Source organism: Blastococcus haudaquaticus (assembly GCF_900230285.1).
Classification (GTDB): domain Bacteria; phylum Actinomycetota; class Actinomycetes; order Mycobacteriales; family Geodermatophilaceae; genus Blastococcus_B; species Blastococcus_B haudaquaticus.
In genome coordinates this window covers 735,699-758,243 of record NZ_OCNK01000003.1, presented here as the reverse complement: position 1 = coordinate 758,243, position 22,545 = coordinate 735,699, and the positions used below count along the sequence as shown (strand labels likewise).

The 22,545-nt window shown below is 72.8% G+C and carries 25 protein-coding genes; 14 read left to right on the top strand and 11 right to left on the bottom strand.

Annotated elements, in window-relative coordinates:
• The first annotated feature begins 23 nt into the window (after nt 1–23).
• Nucleotides 24–674, top strand: a complete 651-nt coding sequence (locus CRP30_RS15100; RefSeq protein ID WP_143278476.1) for a hypothetical protein — start codon at nt 24–26, stop codon at nt 672–674.
• On the opposite strand, the gene CRP30_RS15095 is transcribed toward CRP30_RS15100, so the two are convergent.
• The 3 genes from CRP30_RS15095 to CRP30_RS15085 are packed head-to-tail and all read right to left on the bottom strand — an operon-like array spanning nt 671 to nt 3,185.
• A complete protein-coding gene (locus tag CRP30_RS15095) occupies nt 671–1,417 on the bottom strand; it encodes an ABC transporter permease (RefSeq protein WP_097184737.1) in 747 nt (248 codons plus the stop codon). The two genes, CRP30_RS15100 and CRP30_RS15095, sit on opposite strands and share 4 nt — an antisense overlap.
• Entirely contained in the window at nt 1,414–2,316 is a 903-nt protein-coding gene (locus CRP30_RS15090; RefSeq protein ID WP_097184736.1) for an ABC transporter ATP-binding protein, read from the bottom strand. Before CRP30_RS15090 ends, CRP30_RS15095 begins: the two co-directional genes overlap by 4 nt.
• A gap of 47 nt (nt 2,317–2,363) precedes the next feature.
• Nucleotides 2,364–3,185 (bottom strand): formate/nitrite transporter family protein, encoded by an 822-nt coding sequence (locus tag CRP30_RS15085; RefSeq protein WP_097184735.1) that lies wholly within the window; start codon nt 3,183–3,185, stop codon nt 2,364–2,366.
• A gap of 252 nt (nt 3,186–3,437) precedes the next feature.
• Here CRP30_RS15085 and CRP30_RS15080 point away from each other — a divergent pair, with 252 nt between their 5' ends.
• The 4 genes from CRP30_RS15080 to CRP30_RS15065 all read left to right on the top strand — a co-directional run bounded on the left by CRP30_RS15080 (nt 3,438) and on the right by CRP30_RS15065 (nt 7,164).
• A complete protein-coding gene (locus CRP30_RS15080) occupies nt 3,438–4,394 on the top strand; it encodes an ABC transporter ATP-binding protein (protein WP_200814764.1) in 957 nt (318 codons plus the stop codon).
• A gap of 27 nt (nt 4,395–4,421) precedes the next feature.
• Entirely contained in the window at nt 4,422–5,246 is an 825-nt protein-coding gene (locus CRP30_RS15075; protein ID WP_097184733.1) for an ABC transporter permease, read from the top strand.
• A 113-nt stretch (nt 5,247–5,359) separates the two neighbouring features.
• Complete coding sequence (locus tag CRP30_RS15070; protein ID WP_200814763.1) at nt 5,360–6,562, top strand: sensor histidine kinase; 1,203 nt, start codon at nt 5,360–5,362, stop codon at nt 6,560–6,562.
• The gene (locus CRP30_RS15065; RefSeq protein ID WP_097184731.1) at nt 6,559–7,164 is read left to right on the top strand and encodes a response regulator transcription factor; all 606 of its coding nucleotides are present in this window, start codon (nt 6,559–6,561) and stop codon (nt 7,162–7,164) included. The genes CRP30_RS15070 and CRP30_RS15065 overlap by 4 nt, the downstream gene beginning before the upstream one ends.
• 33 nt (nt 7,165–7,197) lie before the next feature.
• On the opposite strand, the gene CRP30_RS15060 is transcribed toward CRP30_RS15065, so the two are convergent.
• The gene (locus CRP30_RS15060) at nt 7,198–7,929 is read right to left on the bottom strand and encodes an FAD-binding oxidoreductase (protein WP_235003430.1); all 732 of its coding nucleotides are present in this window, start codon (nt 7,927–7,929) and stop codon (nt 7,198–7,200) included.
• 8 nt (nt 7,930–7,937) lie between these two features.
• Nucleotides 7,938–8,543, bottom strand: a complete 606-nt coding sequence (locus CRP30_RS15055) for a sulfite oxidase-like oxidoreductase (protein ID WP_097184730.1) — start codon at nt 8,541–8,543, stop codon at nt 7,938–7,940.
• Between the two features lie 157 nt (nt 8,544–8,700).
• Here CRP30_RS15055 and CRP30_RS15050 point away from each other — a divergent pair, with 157 nt between their 5' ends.
• From CRP30_RS15050 to CRP30_RS15035, 4 genes are all read left to right on the top strand, one after another.
• Nucleotides 8,701–9,393, top strand: coding sequence for a succinate dehydrogenase cytochrome b subunit (locus tag CRP30_RS15050; RefSeq protein WP_235003428.1), 693 nt, complete (start codon nt 8,701–8,703; stop codon nt 9,391–9,393).
• A 14-nt stretch (nt 9,394–9,407) separates the two neighbouring features.
• Complete coding sequence (locus CRP30_RS15045) at nt 9,408–11,354, top strand: fumarate reductase/succinate dehydrogenase flavoprotein subunit (protein WP_097184728.1); 1,947 nt, start codon at nt 9,408–9,410, stop codon at nt 11,352–11,354.
• A gap of 22 nt (nt 11,355–11,376) precedes the next feature.
• The gene (locus CRP30_RS15040; protein WP_235003426.1) at nt 11,377–12,198 is read left to right on the top strand and encodes a succinate dehydrogenase/fumarate reductase iron-sulfur subunit; all 822 of its coding nucleotides are present in this window, start codon (nt 11,377–11,379) and stop codon (nt 12,196–12,198) included.
• 104 nt (nt 12,199–12,302) lie between these two features.
• Nucleotides 12,303–12,842 carry a PaaI family thioesterase gene (locus CRP30_RS15035; protein WP_097184727.1) on the top strand — a complete coding sequence of 180 codons (540 nt, stop codon included), beginning with the start codon at nt 12,303–12,305 and terminating at the stop codon, nt 12,840–12,842.
• Between the two features lie 3 nt (nt 12,843–12,845).
• Here the strand turns inward: CRP30_RS15035 and CRP30_RS15030 are convergent, their stop codons facing one another.
• Nucleotides 12,846–15,146, bottom strand: coding sequence for a putative bifunctional diguanylate cyclase/phosphodiesterase (locus tag CRP30_RS15030; RefSeq protein WP_143278475.1), 2,301 nt, complete (start codon nt 15,144–15,146; stop codon nt 12,846–12,848).
• A gap of 122 nt (nt 15,147–15,268) precedes the next feature.
• Between CRP30_RS15030 and CRP30_RS15025 the strand changes: the two genes are divergently transcribed.
• Together CRP30_RS15025 and CRP30_RS15020 are read left to right on the top strand one after the other, a co-directional pair.
• A complete protein-coding gene (locus tag CRP30_RS15025) occupies nt 15,269–15,655 on the top strand; it encodes an MmcQ/YjbR family DNA-binding protein (RefSeq protein ID WP_097184725.1) in 387 nt (128 codons plus the stop codon).
• A 1-nt stretch (nt 15,656) separates the two neighbouring features.
• Nucleotides 15,657–16,046 (top strand): MmcQ/YjbR family DNA-binding protein, encoded by a 390-nt coding sequence (locus tag CRP30_RS15020; RefSeq protein WP_097184724.1) that lies wholly within the window; start codon nt 15,657–15,659, stop codon nt 16,044–16,046.
• 41 nt (nt 16,047–16,087) lie between these two features.
• Here CRP30_RS15020 and CRP30_RS22530 read toward each other — a convergent pair whose 3' ends face one another.
• The 3 genes from CRP30_RS22530 to CRP30_RS15010 all read right to left on the bottom strand — a co-directional run bounded on the left by CRP30_RS22530 (nt 16,088) and on the right by CRP30_RS15010 (nt 17,984).
• The gene (locus CRP30_RS22530; protein WP_159961744.1) at nt 16,088–16,252 is read right to left on the bottom strand and encodes a hypothetical protein; all 165 of its coding nucleotides are present in this window, start codon (nt 16,250–16,252) and stop codon (nt 16,088–16,090) included.
• 56 nt (nt 16,253–16,308) lie between these two features.
• Nucleotides 16,309–17,298: an LLM class flavin-dependent oxidoreductase gene (locus CRP30_RS15015; RefSeq protein WP_097184723.1), complete on the bottom strand. Its 990-nt coding sequence runs from the start codon at nt 17,296–17,298 to the stop codon at nt 16,309–16,311.
• Nucleotides 17,299–17,363: 65 nt separating this feature from the next.
• Nucleotides 17,364–17,984, bottom strand: coding sequence for an LURP-one-related family protein (locus CRP30_RS15010; RefSeq protein WP_235003424.1), 621 nt, complete (start codon nt 17,982–17,984; stop codon nt 17,364–17,366).
• 291 nt (nt 17,985–18,275) lie between these two features.
• Here CRP30_RS15010 and sdhC point away from each other — a divergent pair, with 291 nt between their 5' ends.
• The 3 genes from sdhC to CRP30_RS14995 are packed head-to-tail and all read left to right on the top strand — an operon-like array spanning nt 18,276 to nt 21,671.
• Nucleotides 18,276–19,106: a succinate dehydrogenase subunit SdhC gene (sdhC, locus tag CRP30_RS15005; protein WP_097184722.1), complete on the top strand. Its 831-nt coding sequence runs from the start codon at nt 18,276–18,278 to the stop codon at nt 19,104–19,106.
• A gap of 16 nt (nt 19,107–19,122) precedes the next feature.
• Nucleotides 19,123–20,919 carry a fumarate reductase/succinate dehydrogenase flavoprotein subunit gene (locus CRP30_RS15000; protein WP_200814762.1) on the top strand — a complete coding sequence of 599 codons (1,797 nt, stop codon included), beginning with the start codon at nt 19,123–19,125 and terminating at the stop codon, nt 20,917–20,919.
• Nucleotides 20,916–21,671 (top strand): succinate dehydrogenase/fumarate reductase iron-sulfur subunit, encoded by a 756-nt coding sequence (locus CRP30_RS14995; RefSeq protein ID WP_097184720.1) that lies wholly within the window; start codon nt 20,916–20,918, stop codon nt 21,669–21,671. The genes CRP30_RS15000 and CRP30_RS14995 overlap by 4 nt, the downstream gene beginning before the upstream one ends.
• Before the next feature lie 27 nt (nt 21,672–21,698).
• Here CRP30_RS14995 and CRP30_RS14990 read toward each other — a convergent pair whose 3' ends face one another.
• Nucleotides 21,699–21,917: a hypothetical protein gene (locus CRP30_RS14990; RefSeq protein ID WP_097184719.1), complete on the bottom strand. Its 219-nt coding sequence runs from the start codon at nt 21,915–21,917 to the stop codon at nt 21,699–21,701.
• Nucleotides 21,914–22,498 (bottom strand): gamma carbonic anhydrase family protein, encoded by a 585-nt coding sequence (locus tag CRP30_RS14985; protein WP_097185009.1) that lies wholly within the window; start codon nt 22,496–22,498, stop codon nt 21,914–21,916. The genes CRP30_RS14990 and CRP30_RS14985 overlap by 4 nt, the downstream gene beginning before the upstream one ends.
• Nucleotides 22,499–22,545 lie beyond the last annotated feature (47 nt).

The window sequence follows — 22,545 nt, the reverse complement described above, 5'->3', positions numbered from 1 at the left end:
CCGCGGCCGAACCGTGGCTGACCATGCCCGGATGGCGCCGACCGCTGGACGCCCTGGCCGTCGTCGGCCTGGTGGCGATCGCGGCGTACCTGGCCCTGGTGGTCCCCGCGGCGAACGGCGACGGCACCGCCGCCGCAGGTGACCGGGTCGCCGGCGCGGTCGGCACCGGTGACGACAGCCGCCGGGACCCGGTGCGGGAGCCCGGCGGCGAGATCGGCGAGCCCACGTGGAACCCGGCCGACTGGGTCGCCGGCCCGCCCGCCCCTCCGGCAGCTGGCACCCCCGAGGCGCAGCCGGCCGCCGCGGCCGGGGGCGGTCGGGAGTCCGGCTCCGGCGCGACCGCCCGGGCGGCGGCGCGCGCAACCCCCGCCCGCACCACTGCACGGACGACCCCCCGGACATCGGCCCCGGCGCCGGCCGCGGCCGTGGCGGCGTCCACGACTGCTGCCCCGAGCCCGGAGGCGCCCGCGAGCTCGGCCCCGGCGACCAGCGAGGCACCCGCGACGTCCGCGCCCGCGACCACCACCGAGGCGCCGCCCACCAGCACGGCACCGCCGACGTCGACGGCCCCTCCGACGAGCACCGCCCCTCCGACCAGCACCGCCCCTCCGGCCAGCACCGCCCCGGCGACGACGACGGAGACGGGGACCAGCGAGGGTCCGTCGACCCCCTAGACGTCGCGCCGCTCGAGCAGCACCGCTCCGCCGACCCAGACGACGGCCGCCCACGCGCCGAGGATCGCCATGCCGACCGGCCAGGGGGTGCCGACGGCGAGGAAGGCGTCCTGCCCCACCCGCAGCGCGGGGAGCCCCTGGGACACCCGCGAGGCGATCTCCCCACCCGCGAGCGCGAAGGCGGGTGGGAGGACGAACGTCAGCGCCACGCCCGCGCCCGTCGACCCCGCGGTGGACCGCAGCACCGCCCCCAGCGCGACCGACAGGACCCCGACCAGACCGGCGGCCGCCACCTGCAGACCGAGGGTCCGCAGCACGGCGGGGTCGGTCGGCCGGACGCCACCGGGCACGGCGGTGAGGGTGCGTGCGGCCAGCGCGCACACGACGACGAGGACTGCGCTGAGCAGGACGCACCAGGCGGCCACGACCACCGTCTTCGCGACGAGCAGGCGGGTCCTGCGGGGCACCGCGGTGAGCGACACCAGCACCTGGCCGGAGGCGAACTCGGTGGTCACTGCCAGCACCCCGAGGACGACGAGGAGGAGCTGGCCGACGCCGAAGCCGGTGAGCGCCGTCTGCACCGCGATGTCGGCCTGTGCCGCGCCGTCGGTGCTCGCGGCGGCCAGCCAGCCCGCGGCCCCGACGACCAGCAGGTACAGGCCGGTGCACCACCAGGTGGCCTGCACGGAGCGGAGCTTGGTCCACTCGCTGCGGAGCAGCGCCCCGAAGGGCACCCGGCTCACGGCGCCACCGCCCGGTACTCGACGTCGTCGCCGGTGAGGGCCAGGTAGGCGGCCTCGAGGGAGGCGGTGACCCGGGTGAGCTCGTGCAGCCGCACCCCGGCCTCGAAGGCGACGTCACCGACCCGGGGGACATCCAGGCCCTCCACGCGGAGCGAGCCGTCCAGCTGCAGCTCGACGATGCCGCCGGCCCGCCGCAGCGCCGAGGCGAGCAGCGGCGCCTGCGGGCTGCGGACCCGAACGGCGGAGTGCGCGCCGAGCAGGTCGGCCATCGGGACGTCGGCCAGCAGCCGCCCGCGGCCGAGGACGACGAGGTGGTCGGCGGTGTCCTCCATCTCGCTCATCAGGTGGCTGGACACCAGCACCGTCCGGCCCTCGTCCGCGAGGTCGCGCAGCAGCTCCCGGACCCAGCGGATGCCCTCGGGGTCCAGCCCGTTGACCGGTTCGTCGAGCAGCAGGACGTCGGGATCGCCGAGGAGGGCGGCCGCGATGCCCAGCCGCTGACCCATGCCGAGCGAGAAGCCGCGTACCCGCTCGTGGGCGACCGATTCGAGGCCGACCATCTCGATGACGTGGTCCACCCGGCGGGGTGGCAGGGCGTTGCTCTGCGCCAGCGCCAGCAGGTGCGCGTGCGCGGTGCGGCCGGGATGGCGCGCCCGGGGGTCGATGAGCGCACCGACCCGACGCATCGGCCGGGCCAGCTCCCGGTAGGGGCGGCCGAGGACACGAGCCGTCCCCGACGTCGGGCGGGTGAGGCCGAGGACGCAGCGCATCGTCGTCGTCTTGCCCGAGCCGTTCGGCCCGAGGAAGCCGGTCACCCGGCCGGGCTCGACGGTGACGGTGAGGTCGTCGACCGCGACCCGGGTGCGGTACGCCTTGGTCAGACCGACCAGTTCGATCACGCGACCAGCATGGCCACCACGGCGTGCGAGCGGCGAGAGGCGCGCGCTCAGTGACCGGCGTGCACCTCCTCCCGCTCCTGCTCGATCAGCTCCTTGCTGCGCACCAGCCGGAGCAGGGTGACGACGAGCAGCCCGCCCGCCATGTTGAGCAGGGTGACGTACCAGAACCAGGCCAGCCAGTCGACGTAGCCGAACGGGGCGCCGGCGTGGAGCGCGCCGAAGATGATCAGCGAGTCGAGGATGGAGTGGAAGAGGACGAGCCCGGCGAGCACGAAGGCGCCGGCCACGGCCGCGACGAGCTTGGCGCCTTCGGTCTCGGCGCCGTGCTGCATGCGGGTCATCAGTGTGATGGTGCTCCCGGCGAGGAAGGCCAGGCAGACCGACTGCAGGTCCAGGGGGGCGTCCACGAACTCCAGCGACGACTCGACCGCCGTCGTGCCGAGCTCCGGCAGTGCGTGGACCACCACCCACATGACCAGCCAGCCGCCGATCAGGTTGGCCACCAGCGTGCCGCCCCACAGCTTGGCCAGCTGGGACACCCCGGCGCGTCCGGCCACCACCGCCGTCACGGGCACGAGGAACCCCTCGGTGAACAGCTCGCTGCGAGCCAGCAGGAGAGCGATGAACCCGATGCTGAAGGCCAGCCCGGCCAGCAGGTGGCTGCCGGTCTCGGCGTAGACGGCGAGCAGTGCGAGCACCCCGACGCCGACCTCGAGCCCCCCGGCGAGGCCGGTGGTGAGCACCTCGCGCCACGTCCGGTGCAGCCGCTGGGCCCCCTCGCCGACGATGCGGTCGAAGGCCTCGACGACCTCGTCCTCCGCCGGTGCGTCGCTCCGGCCGAGCTCCTCGCGCGCATGGTCGACCGACACGGTGCCTCCTCGTGGGCGCCGGCCGATCGGCCCCGTCCACCGCGCCCGTACCCCGGGAGGCCGCCACCCACGCGGAGGTCCGCCGCTCCACCGCACGGTGCACCCCTGACACCAGTCACGGGTCTTCCGGGAACGAACCGCGCGAGATCGTGAGGGACCGCACGCGACCTGCGCCGGAACCGGCGGCACCGTGGGGTCGAGCCCGGCGGAACGGCCCCACGAGGGGCCGGCGGGCCACTCGAGGAGGTCAGCGTGCAACCAGTCGACGCCCCCGTCCGGCCCGTCCCGCGACCTGACGCCGCAGTCCCGGCCGTGGAGGTGACGGGCCTGCGCCGCCGCTACGGCGCCTTCGAGGCGGTGCGCGGCATCTCCTTCGCGGTGCAGCCCGGCGAGGTGTTCGCCCTGCTCGGCGTCAACGGTGCGGGCAAGACCTCGGCGCTCGAGGTGCTCGAGGGCCTGGCGCGGCCCGACGGCGGCACCGTGCGCATCCTCGGCGCCGACCCGCACCTCGAGCGCGCGGCGGTCCGTCCGCACCTCGGTGTGCTGCTGCAGTCCAGCGGGCTGCCGGGTGATCTCAGCGTCCGGGAGACCGTCTCGACCTGGCAGCGCACGCTGACCGATCCGCGGCCGGTGGACGAAGCCCTCGGGCAGGTCGGCCTGACCGATCGGGCGGACGTCCGCGTGCGCAGTCTGTCCGGTGGGGAGCGCCGTCGGCTCGACCTCGCCCTCGCCCTGCTGGGCCGCCCCCGGGTGCTGGTGCTCGACGAGCCGACCACCGGGCTGGACCCGGAGAGCCGCCGCGCGGTGTGGGGTCTGGTCCACGAGATGGTCGACGGCGGCACCGCCGTCGTGCTCACCACGCACCACCTGGAGGAGGCGGAGGAGCTCGCCGACCGGATCGCCGTGCTCCGGGCCGGGCTGATCGAGCTGTCCGGGACCCCCGCCGAGATCGCCGGGACGCAGCCCTCGACCATCCGGTTCTCCCTCCCCGCCGACGCCCCGGCGCTGCCCGCCCTGCCCGGCGCCGACGTCGTCGCACCCGGACCCTCCGTCGACGTGCACACCCGCGCCCTCCAGGCGGACCTGACCACGCTCCTGACCTGGGCCGCCGACCACGACGTGGAGCTGGGTGGCCTCCAGGCCCGTGCCGCCTCGCTGGAGCAGGCCTTCCTCGCCGTCGCCGACGGCACCCCGGTCCCGACCCGCTGAATCCCTGATCCCGCTGAGGAGATCGCCATGTCCGCCGCCATCACCGCCGCTCACGCCCCTGTCGACGCCGGGCCCAGCAGGGTCAGCCGCACGCTGGCCCTGGCCGGCGCCGAGCTCCGCCTCTTCCTCCGCAACCGCACCGCGGTCGTGAACTCGGTCCTGCTCCCGCTGCTCCTGGTCGCGGCCGTGCCGGCGCTCGGGATCGGCGAGGAGGTCGGGCCGGTCGGCCCGCAGCTCGTCGTCACCGCCATCGGCGTGATGCTGGTGTTCCTCACGTACTACAACCTGCTCACCACGTTCGTGGCCCGCCGGGAGGAACAGATCCTGCAGCGGATGCGCACCGGGGAGCTCACCGGACTCGAGGTCGTCCTCGGCATCGCCGCCCCCACCCTTCTGGTCACCGCCGGCCAGATCGCGGTCGTCGCGCTGGGGGTCGCCGTCATCGGAGAGTGGTCGGCGCCCGTCGACGTGGTCCTGCCGGTGGTGGCGCTGCTGTGCGGCGCGGCCCTGATGCTGATGCTCGCTGCCGCCAGCACGGCGTTCACCCGTACCTCGGAGAGCGCCCAGATCACCGCGCTGCCCCTGCTGGTCATCTCCTCCAGTCTGTGCGGGCTGTTCTTCCCGCTGTCGCTCATGCCCGAGGCGCTCGCCACCGCGGCGCGGTACCTGCCGCTCACCCCGGTCGTGGAGCTGAGTCGGCTCGGCCTGTCCGGGCGCACCTGGGACGGCGACGTGGTGGACCTGGCCGGGGCGTGGAGCGCCGCGCCGCTGCCGCTGGCGGTGCTGGCCGGCTGGCTCGTGGTGGGCGCGGTGCTCGCGCGGCGGGGCTTCCGCTGGGCCCCGCGCCGGTGACCCACCAGGCCGACACGGCGAGAAGTCGGGTCGGCACGGCGAGAAGTCGGGTCGGCACGGCGAGAAGTCGGGTCGGCACGGCGGTGGCACGGCGCTCCGGCAGCATGGGCGCCGTGCCGAACGTCGTCAGGTGGTGGAGCAGCAGCTCCGACACGGATCGTCTCTACCTCTACACGAGGTGGACGTTCTACTCGTTCCTCGGTGCGCTCCCGTTCTTCGCCCTGGCCCTGGTCGACGGCGGGGCGGAGCCCGCGCCGCCGCACGGGGTGGGCCTCTTCATGGCGGCCTGCGCAGCCACGGCGGCCGGTTCGATCGTGGTGGCCCGCACCGGGCTGGCCGCGCACCGCCGGGACGAACCACTCCCCGTGCTCCCGGTGGTGGCCGCCTTCGCCGCGGCCGGTGTGACGGCGGGCGTGGGGGTCTGGGCGTTGCGGGGCGACGGGCCGACGCCCGTGGTGTTCTGGGCGGTGGCCCTCCCCCTGGGCACGGTCCTGACGGCGTGCTCGACGGTGTGGACCACGCGCCGGCTCTGCCCGCCGGCGATCGTCATCGGCGTGCTGAGCGCGTTCGTGGCCTACCTCGACGGTGCCGGGGCGCCGGCCGCGGCGGTGCTGGCGGTCGTGCTCTCCGTCACCGTGCTCGCCGTGGTCACGGGGTTCCGGTTCTCGGTCTGGGTGCTCGACGTCGTGCGCGAGATGGCGCGCAGCCGGGAGGTCCAGCTCCACCTGGCGGTCGCCGAGGAGCGGCTGCGGTTCGCCCGCGACCTGCACGACGTGATGGGCCGCGACCTGTCCACGATCGCGGTCAAGTCCCAGCTGGCCGCCGAGCTGGTCCGACGGGGCCACGCGGGCGCGGCCGACGAGCTGGCCGACATCAGCCGGATCGCGGAGGGGTCGCTGCGGGAGGTGCGCGAGGTCGTGCGCGGGTACCGCTCCGCCGACCTCGCGAGCGAGCTGGCCGGCGCCCGGTCGGTGCTCCGGGCGGCGGGCGTCGCCTGCACCGTCGTCGGCGAGGGCGCGGGGACGGGCCTCCCGGAGCAGCTCCACGCGGCCCTGGGCTGGGTCGTCCGCGAGGCGGTCACCAACGTGCTGCGGCACAGCAGCGCCGCCGCGTGCACCATCACCCTGACGGTCACCGAGCGGGAGGTCCGACTCACCGTGGTCAACGACGGCGCCGGCGACGAGGGCGCGGGCTGGGGCAGCGGGCTCACCGGGCTCGCCGAGCGGCTGGCCGCCCTGGACGGCCGGCTCCGGGCGGAGTCCGACGCCGGCACCTTCACGGTCGACGCCAGGCTGCCGGCCGGGGCCGCCGCGTGATCCGCATCCTGCTCGCCGATGACGAGAACCTCATCCGGTCGGCGCTGGCGGCACTCCTCTCGCTGGAGGATGACCTCGAGGTGGTCGCCCAGGCGGCGTCCGCGCACGAGGCACTGGCCATGGCCCGCGCGCACGCCCCCGAGGTGGCCGTCCTGGACCTCCAGCTGCCCGACCGCGACGGCATCTCGCTCGCCGCCGACCTGGCCACCGAGCTGCCCGGTTGCGGGCTGGTGATCGTGACCGGCCACGGGCGCCCCGGTCACCTCAAGCGCGCCCTCGCGTCGGGGGTCCGCGGCTTCCTGCCCAAGACCGTGCCGGCCGGTGTCCTCAGCGACGTGGTGCGCACCGTCCACCGCGGCGGGCGCTACGTCGACCCGGAACTGGCGGCGGAGGCAATCAGCGCCGGCGACAGCCCCCTCACACCGCGGGAGGCCGACATCCTGGAGCTGGCCGCCGGCGGCGCGCCGGTCGAGGAGATCGCCGCCCGGGCACACCTCTCCCCCGGCACCGTGCGCAACCACCTGTCCGCGGCGGCGGTGAAGCTGGGCGCGCCCAACCGGCACGCCGCCGTCGTCGAGGCCCGCCGGCACGGCTGGATCTGACCGGCCGGCTGCCGGCGGCTGAGCCGCCCCGGCTCAGGCGAGTGCCCCCGTGGGCCCGAAGCGCTCCACCCGGACGCCGTCGGCGGGGAAGCCCATGCCGACCAGCAGCTGGCTGGCGGCCTCGGCGAACGAGGCCGACCCGCACACGTAGGCGGTCTGCCCCGGCTCCCACAGGGGCAGCAGGTCCGGGGCGGTCAGCCGGCCGGCCGGCCGGATGCCGTGCGCCTCGCGGGTGAGGATCACCAGCGCCCCGGCGTCCATCAGCTCGTCGGCGTAGGGCAGCTCGGCCAGGGTCCGGCTGGACACCACCACCCGGAGCAGGTCCAGCCGCCCGAGCGCGCGGGCGTGCCGGATCATCCCCACGAAGGGGACGACGCCGAACCCGCCGGCCACCAGCAGCGCCGGGGTGTCGCCGTCCCAGACGAACCAGCCGCCGATCGGCCCGCGCACCTCCAGCTCGTCACCGGGCTCCACGACGTCGGCCAGGTACGTGGAGACCTCTCCGTCGTCCAGCCGCTCGACGAACAGCTCGACGAGCGGGTCCCCCGGCGCGGAGGCCACCGAGTACGACCGCTGGGCGGTGTACCCGTCCTCCGCGGTGAGGCGGACGACGTAGTGCTGCCCGGCCATGTGGTCGATGCGGTCGTGCACGTCGAGGCGCAGCTCCACCGAGCGCTGGATGGGCCGGCGCACGCGCGAGACGGTCGCCGTGCGCCAGCCGCCGCGGGGCGCCTCGGGGCCGCCGAGGCCCAGCCCTTCGCTCACGCCGCCGCTCAATCGCCCTGGTACCGCTGCTGACGCCACGGGTCGCCGAGGTCGTGGTAGCCGTTCTGCTCCCAGAAGCCCTGCTGGTCGCGCGTCAGGAGGGTCAGCCGGCTGATCCACTTCGCGCTCTTCCAGAAGTACAGGTGCGGGACGAGCAGCCGCACCGGGCCGCCGTGCTCGATCGGCAGCGGCTTGCCGTCGAACTCCCAGACCACCCAGGCCTTGCCCCCGGTCACGTGCTCCAGCGGCAGGTTGGTCGTGTACCCGGTCTTGGACGTCGCCATGACGAAGTGCGCCTCGGCGGTCGGGCGGGCGGCCTCGAGCAGCGTGTCGACGCTCACCCCGCCGAACTGCGTGTCGAACTTCGACCACGTGGTGACGCAGTGGATGTCGCCGCGGTACTCCGACGGGGGCAGGGCGTGCGCCTCGTCCCAGGTCCAGGTGGTGGGCGTCTCGACCTTCCCGTCGACGGTGATGCTCCACGTCTCGGGAGCGATCCGCGGCGTGGGCTCGGCGGTGAGCACCGGCCAGTCCCTGCCGACGTCGTACTGACCCGGGGGCAGGCGCGGGTCGCGGGCGCGGCGTCCGAGGAATCCTCTGGTGGGTCCGGGCACGTCGTCCTCTCCCTTCGGCCGAGCGCGGGGCCGGGCGCCGCGCAACGGATGACCCTATGGCGTGGAGCCGGGTGAGGGCAGCCTTACGAGAGCTGAGTCACCACGTGTTTACCTCGCCGCAACGGTCCACGCGGCCTAACTTGTGCATGTGGTGACAGTGACGCACACAGGGCGCGGAACACCGAAGGTCGCGAAGACCAACTCGGTGGTCAAGAAGGTCGTGATGGCCGTCAGCGGCATCGTCATGCTGCTGTACTTGGTCGCCCACGTGGTCGGGAACCTCAAGGTCTTCGCGGGCCGGGACTCGTTCAACAGCTACTCCGAGTGGATCCGGACCGTCGGCGAGCCGGCCGTCCCCCACCAGACCGTGCTGACGATCGTCCGCATCGTCCTGGTCGTCGCCGTCGTCGCACACTTCTGGGCCGCGGTCTCCCTGTGGCGCCAGGCGAAGAAGGCCCGCCCGCAGGCGTACGTCACGAAGAAGTCGGTGGCCCAGAGCTACGCGTCCCGCACCATGCGCTGGGGCGGCGTCATCGTGCTGCTGTTCATCATCTGGCACATCCTCGACCTCACGGTCGGTGCGGTGAACCCCGACGGCACCGACTCGACGCCCTACGACCGGCTCGTCGCCAGCTTCCAGAACCCGTTCATCACCGCGTTCTACGTCGTCGCGCTGATCCTGCTGGGCATGCACCTGCGGCACGGCATCTGGAGCGTCACGCAGACCCTGGGTCAGAGCAACCGCCGCCGCGAGCGCACGGTCAACGCCTTCGCCCTGGTGTTCTCGACGCTGCTCATCGGCGGCTTCCTGCTCGTGCCCTTCAGCGTCCTCTTCGGGCTCGTGGACTAAGGAGTTCCCCAGCAATGCCTCTCGAACTCTTCACCACCGGCGAGCCGATCGCCGACACCAAGGCCCCCACCGACGTCCCGATCGGCGAGCGCTGGAGCGAGCGTCGCTTCCGCGGCCGCCTGGTGAACCCGGCCAACCGCCGGAAGATGACGATCATCGTCGTCGGCACCGGCCTGGCCGGCGGTTCGGCCGCCGCCACGCTCGGCGAGGCCGGCTACAAGGTCAAGTCGTTCTGGTACCAGGACAGCCCGCGCCGCGCGCACAGCGTCGCCGCGCAGGGCGGCATCAACGCCGCGAAGAACTACCGCAACGACGGCGACTCGGTGCACCGGCTCTTCTACGACACGGTCAAGGGCGGCGACTTCCGCTCCCGCGAGAACAACGTGCACCGCCTGGCCGAGGTGAGCGTCAGCATCATCGACCAGTGCGTCGCCCAGGGCGTGCCGTTCGCCCGCGAGTACGGCGGCCTGCTCGACAACCGTTCCTTCGGTGGCACCCAGGTGTCGCGCACGTTCTACGCGCGCGGCCAGACGGGTCAGCAGCTGCTGTACGGCGCCTACCAGGCGCTGGAGCGGCAGATCGCGGCCGGCAGCGTCGAGCAGCACGCGCGCACCGAGATGCTGGACTTGATCATCGTCGACGGCCGCGCCCGCGGCATCGTCGCCCGCGACCTGGTGTCCGGTGAGATCAGCACCCACTTCGCCGACGCCGTCGTCCTCGCCACCGGCGGGTACGGCAACGTCTTCTACCTCTCCACGAACGCCAAGGGCTCCAACGCCACGGCGATCTGGCGCGCACACAAGAAGGGCGCCTACTTCGCCAACCCCTGCTACACGCAGATCCACCCGACCTGCATCCCGGTCAAGGGCGACTACCAGTCCAAGCTCACGCTGATGAGCGAGTCGCTGCGCAACGACGGGCGCGTGTGGGTGCCCAAGGAGCGCGGCGACGACCGCGACCCGCGGGAGATCCCCGAGGGCGATCGCGACTACTACCTGGAGCGCCTCTACCCGGCGTTCGGCAACCTGGTGCCCCGCGACATCGCCTCCCGGCAGGCCAAGAACGTCTGCGACGAGGGCCGCGGCGTCGGCCCCGGTGGCCTGGGTGTCTACCTGGACTTCGCGGAGGCGATCGAGCGGCTCGGCCGCCCGGCCGTCGAGGCCAAGTACGGCAACCTCTTCGACATGTACGCCCAGATCACGGGCGAGGACCCCTACCAGGTCCCGATGCGGATCTACCCCGCCGTGCACTACACGATGGGCGGCCTGTGGGTCGACTACGACCTGCAGTCCACGATCCCCGGCATGTTCGTGATCGGTGAGGCCAACTTCTCCGACCACGGCGCGAACCGCCTCGGCGCCTCGGCGCTGATGCAGGGTCTGGCGGACGGCTACTTCGTCCTGCCGGCCACCATGACCGAGTACCTCGCCGACGGCCCGTTCGAGAAGGTCGACGACTCCCACCCGGCTGCCGTCGAGGCGCTGCGGGGCGTGCAGGAGCAGACGCAGAAGCTGCTCAACATCAACGGCACCCGCACGCCGGCCTCCTTCCACCGCGAGCTGGGCCAGCTGATGTGGGACCTGTGCGGCATGGAGCGCACGGACGAGGGCCTGCGCAAGGCCATCGACCGCATCCGCGAGATCCGCCAGGAGTTCTGGAGCAACCTCAAGGTCACCGGCGACTGGCACTCGTTCAACCAGACGCTGGAGCACGCCGGCCGGGTCGCCGACTTCATCGAGCTCGGCGAGCTCATGTGCATCGACGCGCTGCACCGCCGCGAGAGCTGCGGCGGCCACTTCCGGGCCGAGAGCCAGACCCCCGAGGGCGAGGCGCTGCGCGACGACGAGAACTTCGCGTACGTCGCCGCCTGGGAGTGGAGGCCGGAGGGCGAGCCGCCGGTGCTCCACAAGGAGAACCTCGAGTACGAGTACGTCCACCTGGCCCAGCGCAGCTACAAGTGACACCGATACAGCGGAGCTTCAAGTGACAGCCACACGTGAGGACGCCATGCAGTCCAGCGTCGGGAACACCGACGCCGGCAAGCGCGGCATGAACCTGACCCTGCGCATCTGGCGCCAGAAGGACCCGTCGGTCAAGGGCAAGATGGTGTCCTACAAGGTCACCGACATCTCGCCGGACATGTCGTTCCTCGAGATGCTCGACGTGCTCAACGAGCAGCTGATCATGCAGGGCGACGACCCGGTGGCCTTCGACCACGACTGCCGCGAGGGCATCTGCGGCATGTGCGGGGTCATGATCAACGGCGAGGCGCACGGTCCGCAGCAGACGACCACCTGCCAGCTGCACATGCGGTCCTTCAAGGACGGCGACAAGATCGACATCGAGCCGTGGCGGGCCAGCCCGTTCCCGGTGATCAAGGACCTCGCCGTCGACCGGCGGGCGTTCGACCGCATCATCCAGGCCGGTGGCTACATCTCGGTCCCGACCGGGACCGCCCCCGAGGCGCACGCCACCCCGGTGCCCAAGAAGGACTCCGACGCCGCGTTCGACGCCGCCACCTGCATCGGCTGCGGCGCCTGTGTCGCCGCCTGCCCCAACGCGTCGTCGATGCTGTTCACCGCCGCGAAGGTCACCCACCTCGGGCTGCTCCCCCAGGGCCAGCCGGAACGCGACGACCGCGTGGTCAACATGGTCGCCCAGCAGGACCGCGAGGGCTTCGGTGGCTGCACCAACATCGGGGAGTGCTCGCACGCCTGTCCCAAGGGGATCTCCATGGAGACGATCTCCCGGCTCAACCACGACCTGCTCGGTGCCCTCCGCGCCGGAGCGCGACCCAAGAGCTGACGAGCGGCTCGGACCCTGCGATGAAGGACCCATCCCGGTGCGGGATGGGTCCTTCGTCGTACCGGGAGCTCTGCACCTGAGTTCGATGTGCGAACCTAGACGGCATGACCGCTGAGCCCACGACCGCGACCGCACCCGAGAGCTGGGGGGACCCGCGCTCGCGGACCGTCACCTGGCACGACCCGCTGATCACCGCGGCCGGAGCATCGGAGCGCACCGGCCTCGCGACGATGGAGGCCATCCGGGACGGCGTCCTGCCGCCTCCGCCGATCGCCATGCTGATGCAGATGGGCATCACGCACATCGAGGAGGGCCGCGTCGAGTTCACCTGCGAGGTCGACGAGTCGGTCTACAACCCGATCGGCGTCGTCCACGGTGGGCTGGTCTGCACGATGCTCGACACCGTCGCCGGGTGCGCGGTGCACACGACGCTGCCCGCCGGTGTCGGCTACACCTCGATCGAGCTGAAGGTGAACTACCTGCGGGCGGTGCACGCGGGCAGCGGGCCCCTCACCGCGGTCGGGCGCGTGATCAAGCCGGGCCGGCGGGTGGCCTTCGCCGAGGGCGAGGTCCTCGACGCCGCCGGGAAGTCGGTGGCGACGGCGTCCAGCTCGCTGCTCGTCTTCCCGATCCCCCAGAGCTGACCCTCAGAGGACGGCGAGCTCCTCGGACGCGCGCTCGGACAGCCACGCCCACAGCTGCTCGGGCGGCAACGGCCGGCTCACGTGGTAGCCCTGGACGACGTCGCACCCGAGGAAGGTGAGCGTGTCCAGGGTGCCCTGGTCCTCCACCCCCTCCGCGACGAAGGACAGGCCCATGGCGTGGGCGAGCTGCAGCGTGGAGGTGACGATGGACTCCGCCCGCGGGCTGCCGGCCATCTCCCCGACGAAGGCGCGGTCCAGCTTCAGCTCGGTCACCGGGAGCGTGGCGAGGTAGGCGAGGCTGGAGTAGCCGGTGCCGTAGTCGTCGATGGAGACGCCGACGCCGGCATCGCGCAGCCGGGTCAGCACGCCGACGGCGCGGTCGCGGTCCTCCATGAGGATGCTCTCCGTCACCTCGAGGGTGAGCACGCCCGACGGGAGGTCGTGCGCAGCCAGCAGCCGCGCGACCTCTCCCGGGAACTGCTCGTCGACCAGGTTCGACGGGCTCACGTTGACCGCGACGGTCAGCCAGCGTCCCTGGTCGGCCCACGAGCGGCACTGGGCCAGGGCGAGCTCGACGACGCGCGTGGTCAGGGAGGCCATGAGCCCGGCGGACTCGGCCAGCTCGATGAACTGGTCCGGGTACACCAGCCCCCGCGTGGGGTGCTCCCAGCGCACCAGGGCCTCGACGCCCTCCACCTCGCCGGTGCCGAGGGCCAGCTTGGGCTGGTAGTGCAGGACGAGCTGGCCGCCGGAGATGCCGGCGCGCAGCTGCTCGACGGCCTCCAGGCGGTGGCGGCCGGAGCCGTCGCGCTCGTCGTCGTAGACCGCGACGCCGCCGCGGCCGGCCTTCGCCGAGTACATGGCCAGGTCGGCGAGCTGGAGGAGCTCCTCGGCGGTCACCGAGTGCTCGGGACCGATGGCGACCCCGACACTGGCGTCGACGGTGAGGGTCATGCTGCCCACGCGGAAGGGCTGCCGCAGCTGCGTGAGCAGGCGCTTGGCCAGCGCCCCGGCGTCCGCGTCGTCGAGGTCGGAGGCCAGGACGACGAACTCGTCGCCGCCCAGTCGGGCCAGGACGTCCTCCGAACGGAGCTCGCGGGCGAGCCGCGGCCCGACCTGCCGCAGCAGCGCATCCCCGACGGCGTGGCCGAGGGAGTCGTTGATCTCCTTGAACCGGTCCAGGTCCAGTACGAGGACGGCGACGCTCTCCCCGGCACGCAGCCGCCCGTTCGCGGCCTGCAGCGCCTCGAAGACCGACCGCCGGTTCGGCAGCCCGGTGAGCTCGTCGGTCCGCGCCTGGCGACGGCTGTCGGCCAGGGCCCGGACGTCCCGGAAGGTGAGGCCCGTGCGGGCGAGCGCCGCCAGCACGGCCCCGAGCGCCAGCACCCCTGCGATCGGGTCACCGCCGCGCAGGTAGCCCCAGAACAGCAGGCCGACCGCGGCCAGCGCGCAGACGCCCGGGACGACGATGGCGAGCCGGCCCTCCAGCCCGGTGGCCGTGCCGCTGCGACCGCGCTGGCAGGCGGCCAGGCCGAGGCACAGGAACGCGCCGCTCCACGCGACGTCGAGGGGGCCGCCGACCGTGTAGAGGCCGTGCACGACCTGGTAGGAGTAGACGGTGTCGGTGACGACGAACAGCGCGACGCCCCCGGCCAGCCACCACCAGCTCGCCCCGGCCCCTCGGCCGATGACGACGAGCCCACCGGCCAGCAGGCTGAGCAGCAGGAGGTCGGCGATCGGATAGGCGACGCCCGCCAGGATCGCGCCGAGCGCGCCGTCGGTCTCGCGGACCAGCGCGCCCAGCGCCACCGCCGCCGCGAAGGCCGCAGCGGTCAGGCCGGTGACGAGGCAGTCCAGCCAGGTGGCCGCGGTGAGGCGGCGCAGCCGGGTGCGGAGCATGACGAGGAGCGCGGCGAACGCCAGCGGGTAGAAGGCCATGTAGCCCAGGTCGGACCAGGACGGTCGCGGGGCGACGGGCAGGAAGCGGTAGTACATCTCGAAGGCCAGGGCACCGGCGAAGTAGGAGGCGACGGCACCGGCCAGCAGCCACCAGGAGCCGCGGTCCTCCCTCGCCCCGAAGCCACGGACGACGAGGATGGCGACCAGTCCGACGAAGAACACCAGCTTGCCGGAGGAGGCGAGCAGCGCACCGATGCCGGTGGCGCCGAGGGCACCGGCGGCCAGGCCCGCCGCCCAGGTGCCGGCGAAGAGGACGGCGAGGACGCGCACGATCCGCAGTGGGCGCTCGGCACCGCGCACCCGGGCAGCCGTGCCCTCGGCGTCGCGAGGTCGCTTCGTACGCATGGCAGCCCTATCGGCCGTTCGACCGGACTTCTGCAGCGCCGGCAACCCGAGACGTCGGCAGCCCCCCTCGCACGGGGGAGCAACCCCTCTGCCGGGAGGGCCGACCTCCGTAGGCTGCGGGCGTGCCGAACTGGGACGACGTCGCGCGGATCGCGCTCGCGCTGCCCGGCACCTCCGAGGCGGTCTCCGCGAGCGGGCGTCGTCGCTGGCTGGTGCGGGGCAGGACCTTCCTGCGCGACCGCCCGCTGCACCGCACCGACCTCGAGGAGCTCGGCAGGGACGCGCCGGAGGGCCCCGTCCTGGTGGCGTCGGTGCCCGACGAGGGCGCCAAGGCGGCGCTCCTCGCGGACCAGCCCGACATCTACTTCACGACGTCGCACTTCGACGGGTGGGCAGCGGTCCTCTGCCGGCTCGACCGGCTCGACGACGAGTCACTGACCGAGCTCGCCGGTGAGGCATGGGCCGCCCGCGCCCCGCGCCGCCTGGTGAGCCGGCACGCGGAGGCCTGACATGGCGACCTGGGACGACGTCGCGCGGATCTGCCTGGCACTGCCGGCCACGAGCGAGGGGACGACGCGCGGCTGGCGGCAGTGGCTGGTGCAGGGCAAGGGCTTCGTCTGGGAGCGCCCGCTCGGGAAGAAGGACGCCGCCGAGCTCGGGGACGCCGCGCCGACCGGTCCCGTGGTCGCCGCCTACGTCCCCGACGAGGGCGCCAAGCAGGCACTCATCGCCGAAGAGCCCGAGCTGTACTTCACGACGACGCACTTCGACGGCTACCCGATCGTGCTCTGCCGGCTCGAGGAGCTCGACGGGCAGTCGCTCACCGAGCTGGCCGCCGAGGCTTGGGCCTGCCGCGCGTCGCGCCGGCTCCTGGCCGAGCGCCCGCCCGGCCCGGCCTGACCGGGGAGTCCCCGGGCATCCAGGGCCGACGCGGACGGACGTCAGTCGTCGTCCTCGCTGCCCTCGTCCTCCTCGACGTCGTTCTCGGTGTCGTTCTCGACGGTGTCCTCCGCCGTGTCGGAGCCGCAGGCGGTCAGGGTCGCGGTCCCGCCGGAGAAGAGGGCCGTGACGGTGAAGAGGGTCGCGATCGAACGTCGGATGCGCATGCGTCGACCGTATGCGCGCGGGCGCGGACCCGCCGTCCGGAGGCGGCCCGGGGCCGTCAGGCGCCGAGGTCCTCCAGGGCCTCGGCGAGCAGCGTGACCGACCGCAGCCGGGCCTCGGTCGTCGGTGCCTGGTGGGCGACGATCAGCTCGTCGGCGTCGGCGGTCTTGAGGAACCGGTCCAGGTACTCCCCCACCTCGGCGCGGGTGCCGACGGCCGTGTGGGTGAGCATCGAGGTGACGTGCGTGCCCGCCCCCTGGGCCAGCAACTGGTCGGCCTGCTCGTCGCTGAGCGTCTGCCCCCGGCCGAAGAGCCCGATGGCCAGGTTCCGCTTCACGGCCCCGAGGTTGGCATGGGCCTCCTCGTCGGTGTCGGCGGCCACCACGTTGACGCCGGCGATGACGTACGGCTCGGCCAGCTGCCGCGACGGGCGGAACTCGCGCCGGTAGGCAGCCACCGCGGGCTGGAGCATCTGCGGCGCGAAGTGCGACGCGAAGGCGTAGGGCAGACCGAGCGCGGCGGCCAGGGTGGCGCCGAACATCGACGAGCCGAGGACGTACAGCGGCACGTCCGAGCCCTTGCCGGGGATCGCGTCGACTCCGGCCACCCGGGTCTCCCCCGCGAGGTAGCCCTGCAGCTCGAGCACGTCCTGGGGGAAGCGGTCGGCGGAGTCCGGGTTCCGGCGCAGGGCGTACATGGTGTTCTGGTCGCTGCCGGGCGCCCGCCCCAGCCCCAGGTCGATGCGGCCGGGGTACATCGCGTCCAGCGTGCCGAACTGCTCGGCGATCGTCAGCGGCGAGTGGTTGGGCAGCATCACGCCGCCGGCCCCGAGCCGGATGGAGCGCGTGTGCGCACCCACGTGCGCGATGAGCACGCTGGTCGCCGACGACGCGATCGAGGGCATGTTGTGGTGCTCGGCGTACCAGACGCGGCGGTACCCGTGCTTCTCCGCGCGCTGCGCGAGAGCCACGCTGGCCGCGATGCTGCTGGTCGCCGACTCCCCGCGGAGGATGGGGGCCAGGTCGAGGATGGACACCGGGATGCGCATGGAAGAGCCCTTCACGTTGGTTGCCCGGTGCAACGCAGCGCCGGGCGTCGGGCTTCCCGCGCGCGTCAGCGGCTCTGCAAGGCGTCCAGCGCCACCGCCATCGACGCCGCGACCCGGAAGTCCAGTCGCGGGTCGGGCACCGTCACCTCGTAGCGGTCGCGGATGGCCTTCTGGCGTTCGCTGACCAGGACGACCGCGCCGCTCGCGCTGTCGACGAAGTCGAAGTGGAAGACGAAGGGCACCCAGACGTCGCCGACGACGGGGAGGACGTCCCAGACGCGACGGAGGACCGCGATGGCGGGACGGCGCTCCCGGCCGACGGACTCCAGCCCCGGCACCGACAGGTTCCAGGTGGAGCGGATGAGGCTGGCCCCGAACTGCTTGCTGAACATGCCCAGCGCCCGGCCGTTCTCGTCGAACACGTCGTGCTCGGCAGAGACGTCCAGCGCCTGACGAGCCTTGAAGGAGAACACCCGCCGGGTCTTCGACTCGTCGGAGAAGAAGACGACCTCCTCCTTGAGCTTCATCCGCTTCTGCTCGGCCAGGGCGAGCAGGTGTCCTTCGGTGCCGTCGGGGTTGGCGGCCACGACCTCGTACCGGTTCACCATCAGCGTGATCCGCTGCTTGACGAAGAACTTCGGCACGAGCATGGGGGCCGGCGGCTGCTGTCCCGAGGGCGAGGTCACGGACGGTGCTCCTGTTCTGGGGCGGGTGCGGACGACCATCCTGGCCCATCACCTGGCTCTCCGGACACGACGCCGTCAACGGGCCCCGGGCGCGGCCGTGTCGCCCGGGACACGCCCGGCGAGGGCGGATTCCCGCCCGGAAAGCCCTTTCCCCTCCCCCGAGTCCGTGATCCACTGCGCTCCTCCGCCGCGTGGGGCGGCGTCAGCGACGTAGCTGGAGGCAGCGATGCCGGTCGGGCCAGACCAAGCGGAACCTCCCACGCCCGGCCACGGCTTCCATCGCACGACCTCGTGACGACGACCGCGCCCCGCGGCACCGGGGCGGTCACCCCTGGTCGCGGTGATGGCGGACCGGCGCCCCGGCGGGCGGCGATCCGGGCACGCCACCTGCGCACCGACCGGTGGTGGCTGCAGCCGCTGATCACCGTCGTCGTGCTGCTGTCGTTCGTCGTCTACTCGAGCTTCCGGGCGTTCCAGAACGCGTACTACTTCGCCGAGCCCTACATCTCGCCGTTCTACTCGCCCTGCATCACGACCGGCTGCGAGGGCGACACCTTCCCGGAGTTCTTCACCGGGCCGTCGTTCATCTCCCCGGCCATCTACATCCTGGTGATCCCGCTGGGGCTGCGGGCGACCTGCTACTACTACCGCAAGGCCTACTACCGGTCGTTCTGGCTCTCTCCCCCGGCCTGCGCCGTCGGCGAACCGCACAAGCGGTACACGGGTGAGTCGCGGCCGCCGCTGCTGATCCAGAACCTGCACCGGTACGCGCTCTACGGCGCGCTGCTCTTCAACGTCATCCTCACCTACGACGCGATCCTCGGGTTCCGCGACGAGACCGGCGAGTGGGGACACATGGGGGTCGGGACCCTCGTCCTCCTGGCGAACGCGGCCCTGCTGTGGCTCTACTCGCTGTCCTGCCACTCCTGCCGGCACATCGTCGGCGGCCGCCTCAACCACTTCTCGAAGCACCCGCTGCGCTACAAGGCCTGGACCCAGGTCTCGAAGCTCAACGCCTCGCACGCGAAGTTCGCCTGGCTCTCGCTGTTCAGCGTCGCGATCGCCGACGCCTACGTCTTCCTCCTGGCCACCGGCACGATCACCGACTTCCGCTTCTTCTGAGGATGGGGTTCTCCTGATGGAGCTCGAGAGGCACGAGTACGACGTCGTGGTCGTCGGGGCGGGGGGTGCAGGCCTCCGGGCCGCGATCGAAGCCCACGAGAACGGCGCGCGCACCGCCGTGGTCTGCAAGTCGCTGCTGGGCAAGGCGCACACGGTGATGGCCGAGGGCGGCATCGCCGCGGCCATGGCGAACCTCTACCCCGAGGACAACTGGCGGGTGCACTTCCGCGACACCATGCGCGGCGGGAAGATGCTCAACCACTGGCGCATGGCCCAGTTGCACGCACAGGAGGCGCCCGACCGGGTGCGCGAGCTCGAGGACTGGGGCGCGCTGTTCGACCGGACGGCCGACGGCCTGATCAGCCAGCGCGACTTCGGCGGCCACCGCTACGCCCGCCTCGCGCACGTCGGGGACCGCACCGGGCTCGAGCTGATCCGCACCCTCCAGCAGCGCACCGTCGCCCTCGGCATCGACGTCTACATGGAGTGCACGGTCACCCGGCTGCTCACCGACGACGACGGAGTGACCGGCGCGTTCGGCTACTGGCGGGAGTCCGGGCGGTTCGTCGCCTGGCAGGCGCCGTCGGTCGTGCTGGCGACCGGCGGCATCGGCAAGTCCTACAAGGTGACGTCGAACTCCTGGGAGTACACCGGCGACGGGCATTCCCTGGCGCTCCAGGCCGGCGCGACGCTGGTGAACATGGAGTTCGTGCAGTTCCACCCCACGGGGATGGTCTGGCCCCCGTCGGTGCGGGGCATCCTCGTGACCGAGAGCGTGCGCGGTGACGGCGGCGTCCTCAAGAACTCGGCCGGCAACCGCTTCATGTTCGACTACATCCCCGACTTCTTCCGCAAGGAGACCGCGGAGACCGAGGACGAGGCGGACCGCTGGTACGACGACAAGAAGAACAACCGGCGCCCGCCGGAGCTGCTCCCCCGCGACGAGGTCGCCCGCGCGATCAACAGCGAGGTCAAGGCCGGTCGCGGCACTCCGCACGGCGGCGTCTTCCTGGACATCGCCTCCCGCCGGTCGGCCGAGTACATCCGCAAGCGGCTGCCGTCGATGTACCACCAGTTCAAGGAGCTGGCCGAGGTCGACATCACCGCCGAGGCCATGGAGGTCGGACCCACCTGCCACTACGTGATGGGCGGGGTGGAGGTCGACCCCGACACCGAGGCGGCCCGCGTGCCGGGGCTGTTCGCGGCGGGCGAGGTCGCGGGCGGCATGCACGGGTCCAACCGGCTCGGCGGCAACTCCCTGTCGGACCTGCTGGTCTTCGGCCGACGGGCCGGCCTGGCCGCGGCCGAGCACGCGCTGAAGCGGATCGACCGGATCGCGCTGCCCGACGAGGCCCTCGCCGACGCAGCCCGCGCCGCCCTGGCGCCGTTCGACCGCGAGGGCGGTGAGAACCCCTACGCCGTGCAGCACGACCTGCAGCAGACGATGCACGACCTGGTCGGCATCATCCGGACCGCTCCGGAGATGGAGCAGGCGCTGGAGCGGATCGCCGCGCTCAAGGAGCGGGTGGCCAACCTGTCGGTCGAGGGGCACCGCCAGTACAACCCCGGCTGGCACCTGGCGCTGGACCTGCCGCACATGCTCGTCGTCAGCGAGTGCATCGCCCGGGCCGCGCTGGAGCGGCAGGAGAGCCGCGGCGGGCACACCCGCGACGACTTCCCGGCGACCGACGCCGAGTGGGCGCGGACCAACCTCGTCTGCTCCCGGGCCCCCGACGGCTCCGTGGCGCTGACCCGGCAACCGCTCCCCCAGATGCCCGGCGAGCTCGCCGAGATCTTCGAGGAGGTCTCATGACCTACGCGGCCAGCTTCCGGGTCTGGCGCGGCGACGTCACCGGTGGCGACCTCCAGGACTTCACCGTCGACGTCAACGAGGGCGAGGTGGTCCTCGACGTCATCCACCGGCTGCAGGCGACCCAGGCCGGGGACCTCGCCGTCCGGTGGAACTGCAAGGCCGGCAAGTGCGGCTCGTGCAGCGCGGAGATCAACGGCCGTCCGAGACTGATGTGCATGACGCGGATGAGCACCTTCGGCGAGGGGGACACCGTGACCGTCACCCCGCTGCGCACCTTCCCGGTGATCCGCGACCTGGTCACGGACGTGTCCTACAACTACGACAAGGCCGCGCAGATCCCGGCGTTCAACCCGCGACCGCGTGAGGCGGACGGCAGCCACCGGATGCAGCAGGTCGACGTCGAACGCTCCCAGGAGTTCCGCAAGTGCATCGAGTGCTTCCTCTGCCAGGACACCTGCCACGTCATCCGTGACCACGAGGGCAACAAGGGCGCCTTCGCCGGCCCGCGCTACCTGATCCGGCTCGCCGAGCTCGACATGCACCCGCTCGACGTCACCGACCGGCGGGACGCTGCGCAGGACGACTTCGGGCTCGGCTACTGCAACATCACCAAGTGCTGCAGCGAGGTGTGCCCCGAAGGCATCCACCTCACCGACAACGGCATCATCCCGCTCAAGGAGCGGGTGGTGGACCGGAGGTTCGACCCGCTCACCTGGCTCGGCTCGAAGATCGGCAGGCGCCCGAAGGACTGACGGACGGCGAGCCCCCGGACGGGGCCGTCAGTTCTCCTCGGCAGCGGCCTGGCGCCGCTCCGCGCCGGTCTCGCCCGCGTAGCCGACGTCCTGGCCGGCCACCCGGCCGACGAAGGTCTCCGACTCACCGGTGCCCGTGGTGGAACCGGCGTCGGGTGCGTCGGTCCCGCCGCCGCCGGTGGCGCGGGACAGTGCCTGGGCGTCGTCGGGCTCGACGTCCTCCTCGGACGGCCGCGGGTCGGTCACGGCATGCCGTCGTCGAAGAAGGGCCCCGCAGGCGGAAGGGGACGGCGGATGACGGGGCGGACCTTGCGCGCGGCGGGCAGGCGCTCGGTGTAGCTCCGGGCATGGGCGCGGATGTGCGCGAGGTCGTCGTCCGTCGTCCGGCGGACCACCTTCGCCGGGATCCCGGCCACCACGGACCCCGGCGGCACCGTCGTCTTCGGGGTGACCACAGCTCCCGCCGCGACGATCGAACCCGCGCCGATGTGCGCTCCGTTCATCACGACGCTGCCCATGCCGACCAGCACGTCGTCGTCGACCCGCGCCCCGTGCAGGACCACCCGGTGCCCGACGGTGACCCCTCGGCCGACGAGCAGCGGGAAGCCCGGGTCGGAGTGCAGCGTGCAGCCGTCCTGGATGTTGGAGTCGGGCCCGATGGCGATGACCTCCTCGTCGGCGCGGGCCACGGCGCCGTACCAGATGCTCGCCCGCGAGCCGAGCGCCACGGCGCCCACGACGACCGCCGTCGGCGCCACGAAGGCGTCATCGTCGATCCTGGGGCCGCCGAACTGCAGCTCCGCGACGTAGTTGCTGTTGCCCGCCATCCGCACCTCCCGGTCGTCCCCGTCGAGTCTGGCGGACGAGCGTGGAT

Excerpts from the sequence above, each read along its gene's own strand:
- CRP30_RS15100 (WP_143278476.1), top strand. The coding sequence starts at position 24 with ATGCCCGGATGGCGCCGACCGCTGGACGCCCTGGCCGTCGTCGGCCTG.
- CRP30_RS15075 (WP_097184733.1), top strand. The coding sequence starts at position 4,422 with ATGTCCGCCGCCATCACCGCCGCTCACGCCCCTGTCGACGCCGGGCCC.
- CRP30_RS15045 (WP_097184728.1), top strand. The coding sequence starts at position 9,408 with ATGCCTCTCGAACTCTTCACCACCGGCGAGCCGATCGCCGACACCAAG.
- CRP30_RS15035 (WP_097184727.1), top strand. The coding sequence starts at position 12,303 with ATGACCGCTGAGCCCACGACCGCGACCGCACCCGAGAGCTGGGGGGAC.
- CRP30_RS15030 (WP_143278475.1), bottom strand. The coding sequence starts at position 15,146 with ATGCGTACGAAGCGACCTCGCGACGCCGAGGGCACGGCTGCCCGGGTG.
- CRP30_RS15020 (WP_097184724.1), top strand. The coding sequence starts at position 15,657 with ATGGCGACCTGGGACGACGTCGCGCGGATCTGCCTGGCACTGCCGGCC.
- CRP30_RS22530 (WP_159961744.1), bottom strand. The coding sequence starts at position 16,252 with ATGCGCATCCGACGTTCGATCGCGACCCTCTTCACCGTCACGGCCCTC.
- CRP30_RS15015 (WP_097184723.1), bottom strand. The coding sequence starts at position 17,298 with ATGCGCATCCCGGTGTCCATCCTCGACCTGGCCCCCATCCTCCGCGGG.
- CRP30_RS15000 (WP_200814762.1), top strand. The coding sequence starts at position 19,123 with ATGGAGCTCGAGAGGCACGAGTACGACGTCGTGGTCGTCGGGGCGGGG.
- CRP30_RS14995 (WP_097184720.1), top strand. The coding sequence starts at position 20,916 with ATGACCTACGCGGCCAGCTTCCGGGTCTGGCGCGGCGACGTCACCGGT.
- CRP30_RS14985 (WP_097185009.1), bottom strand. The coding sequence starts at position 22,498 with ATGGCGGGCAACAGCAACTACGTCGCGGAGCTGCAGTTCGGCGGCCCC.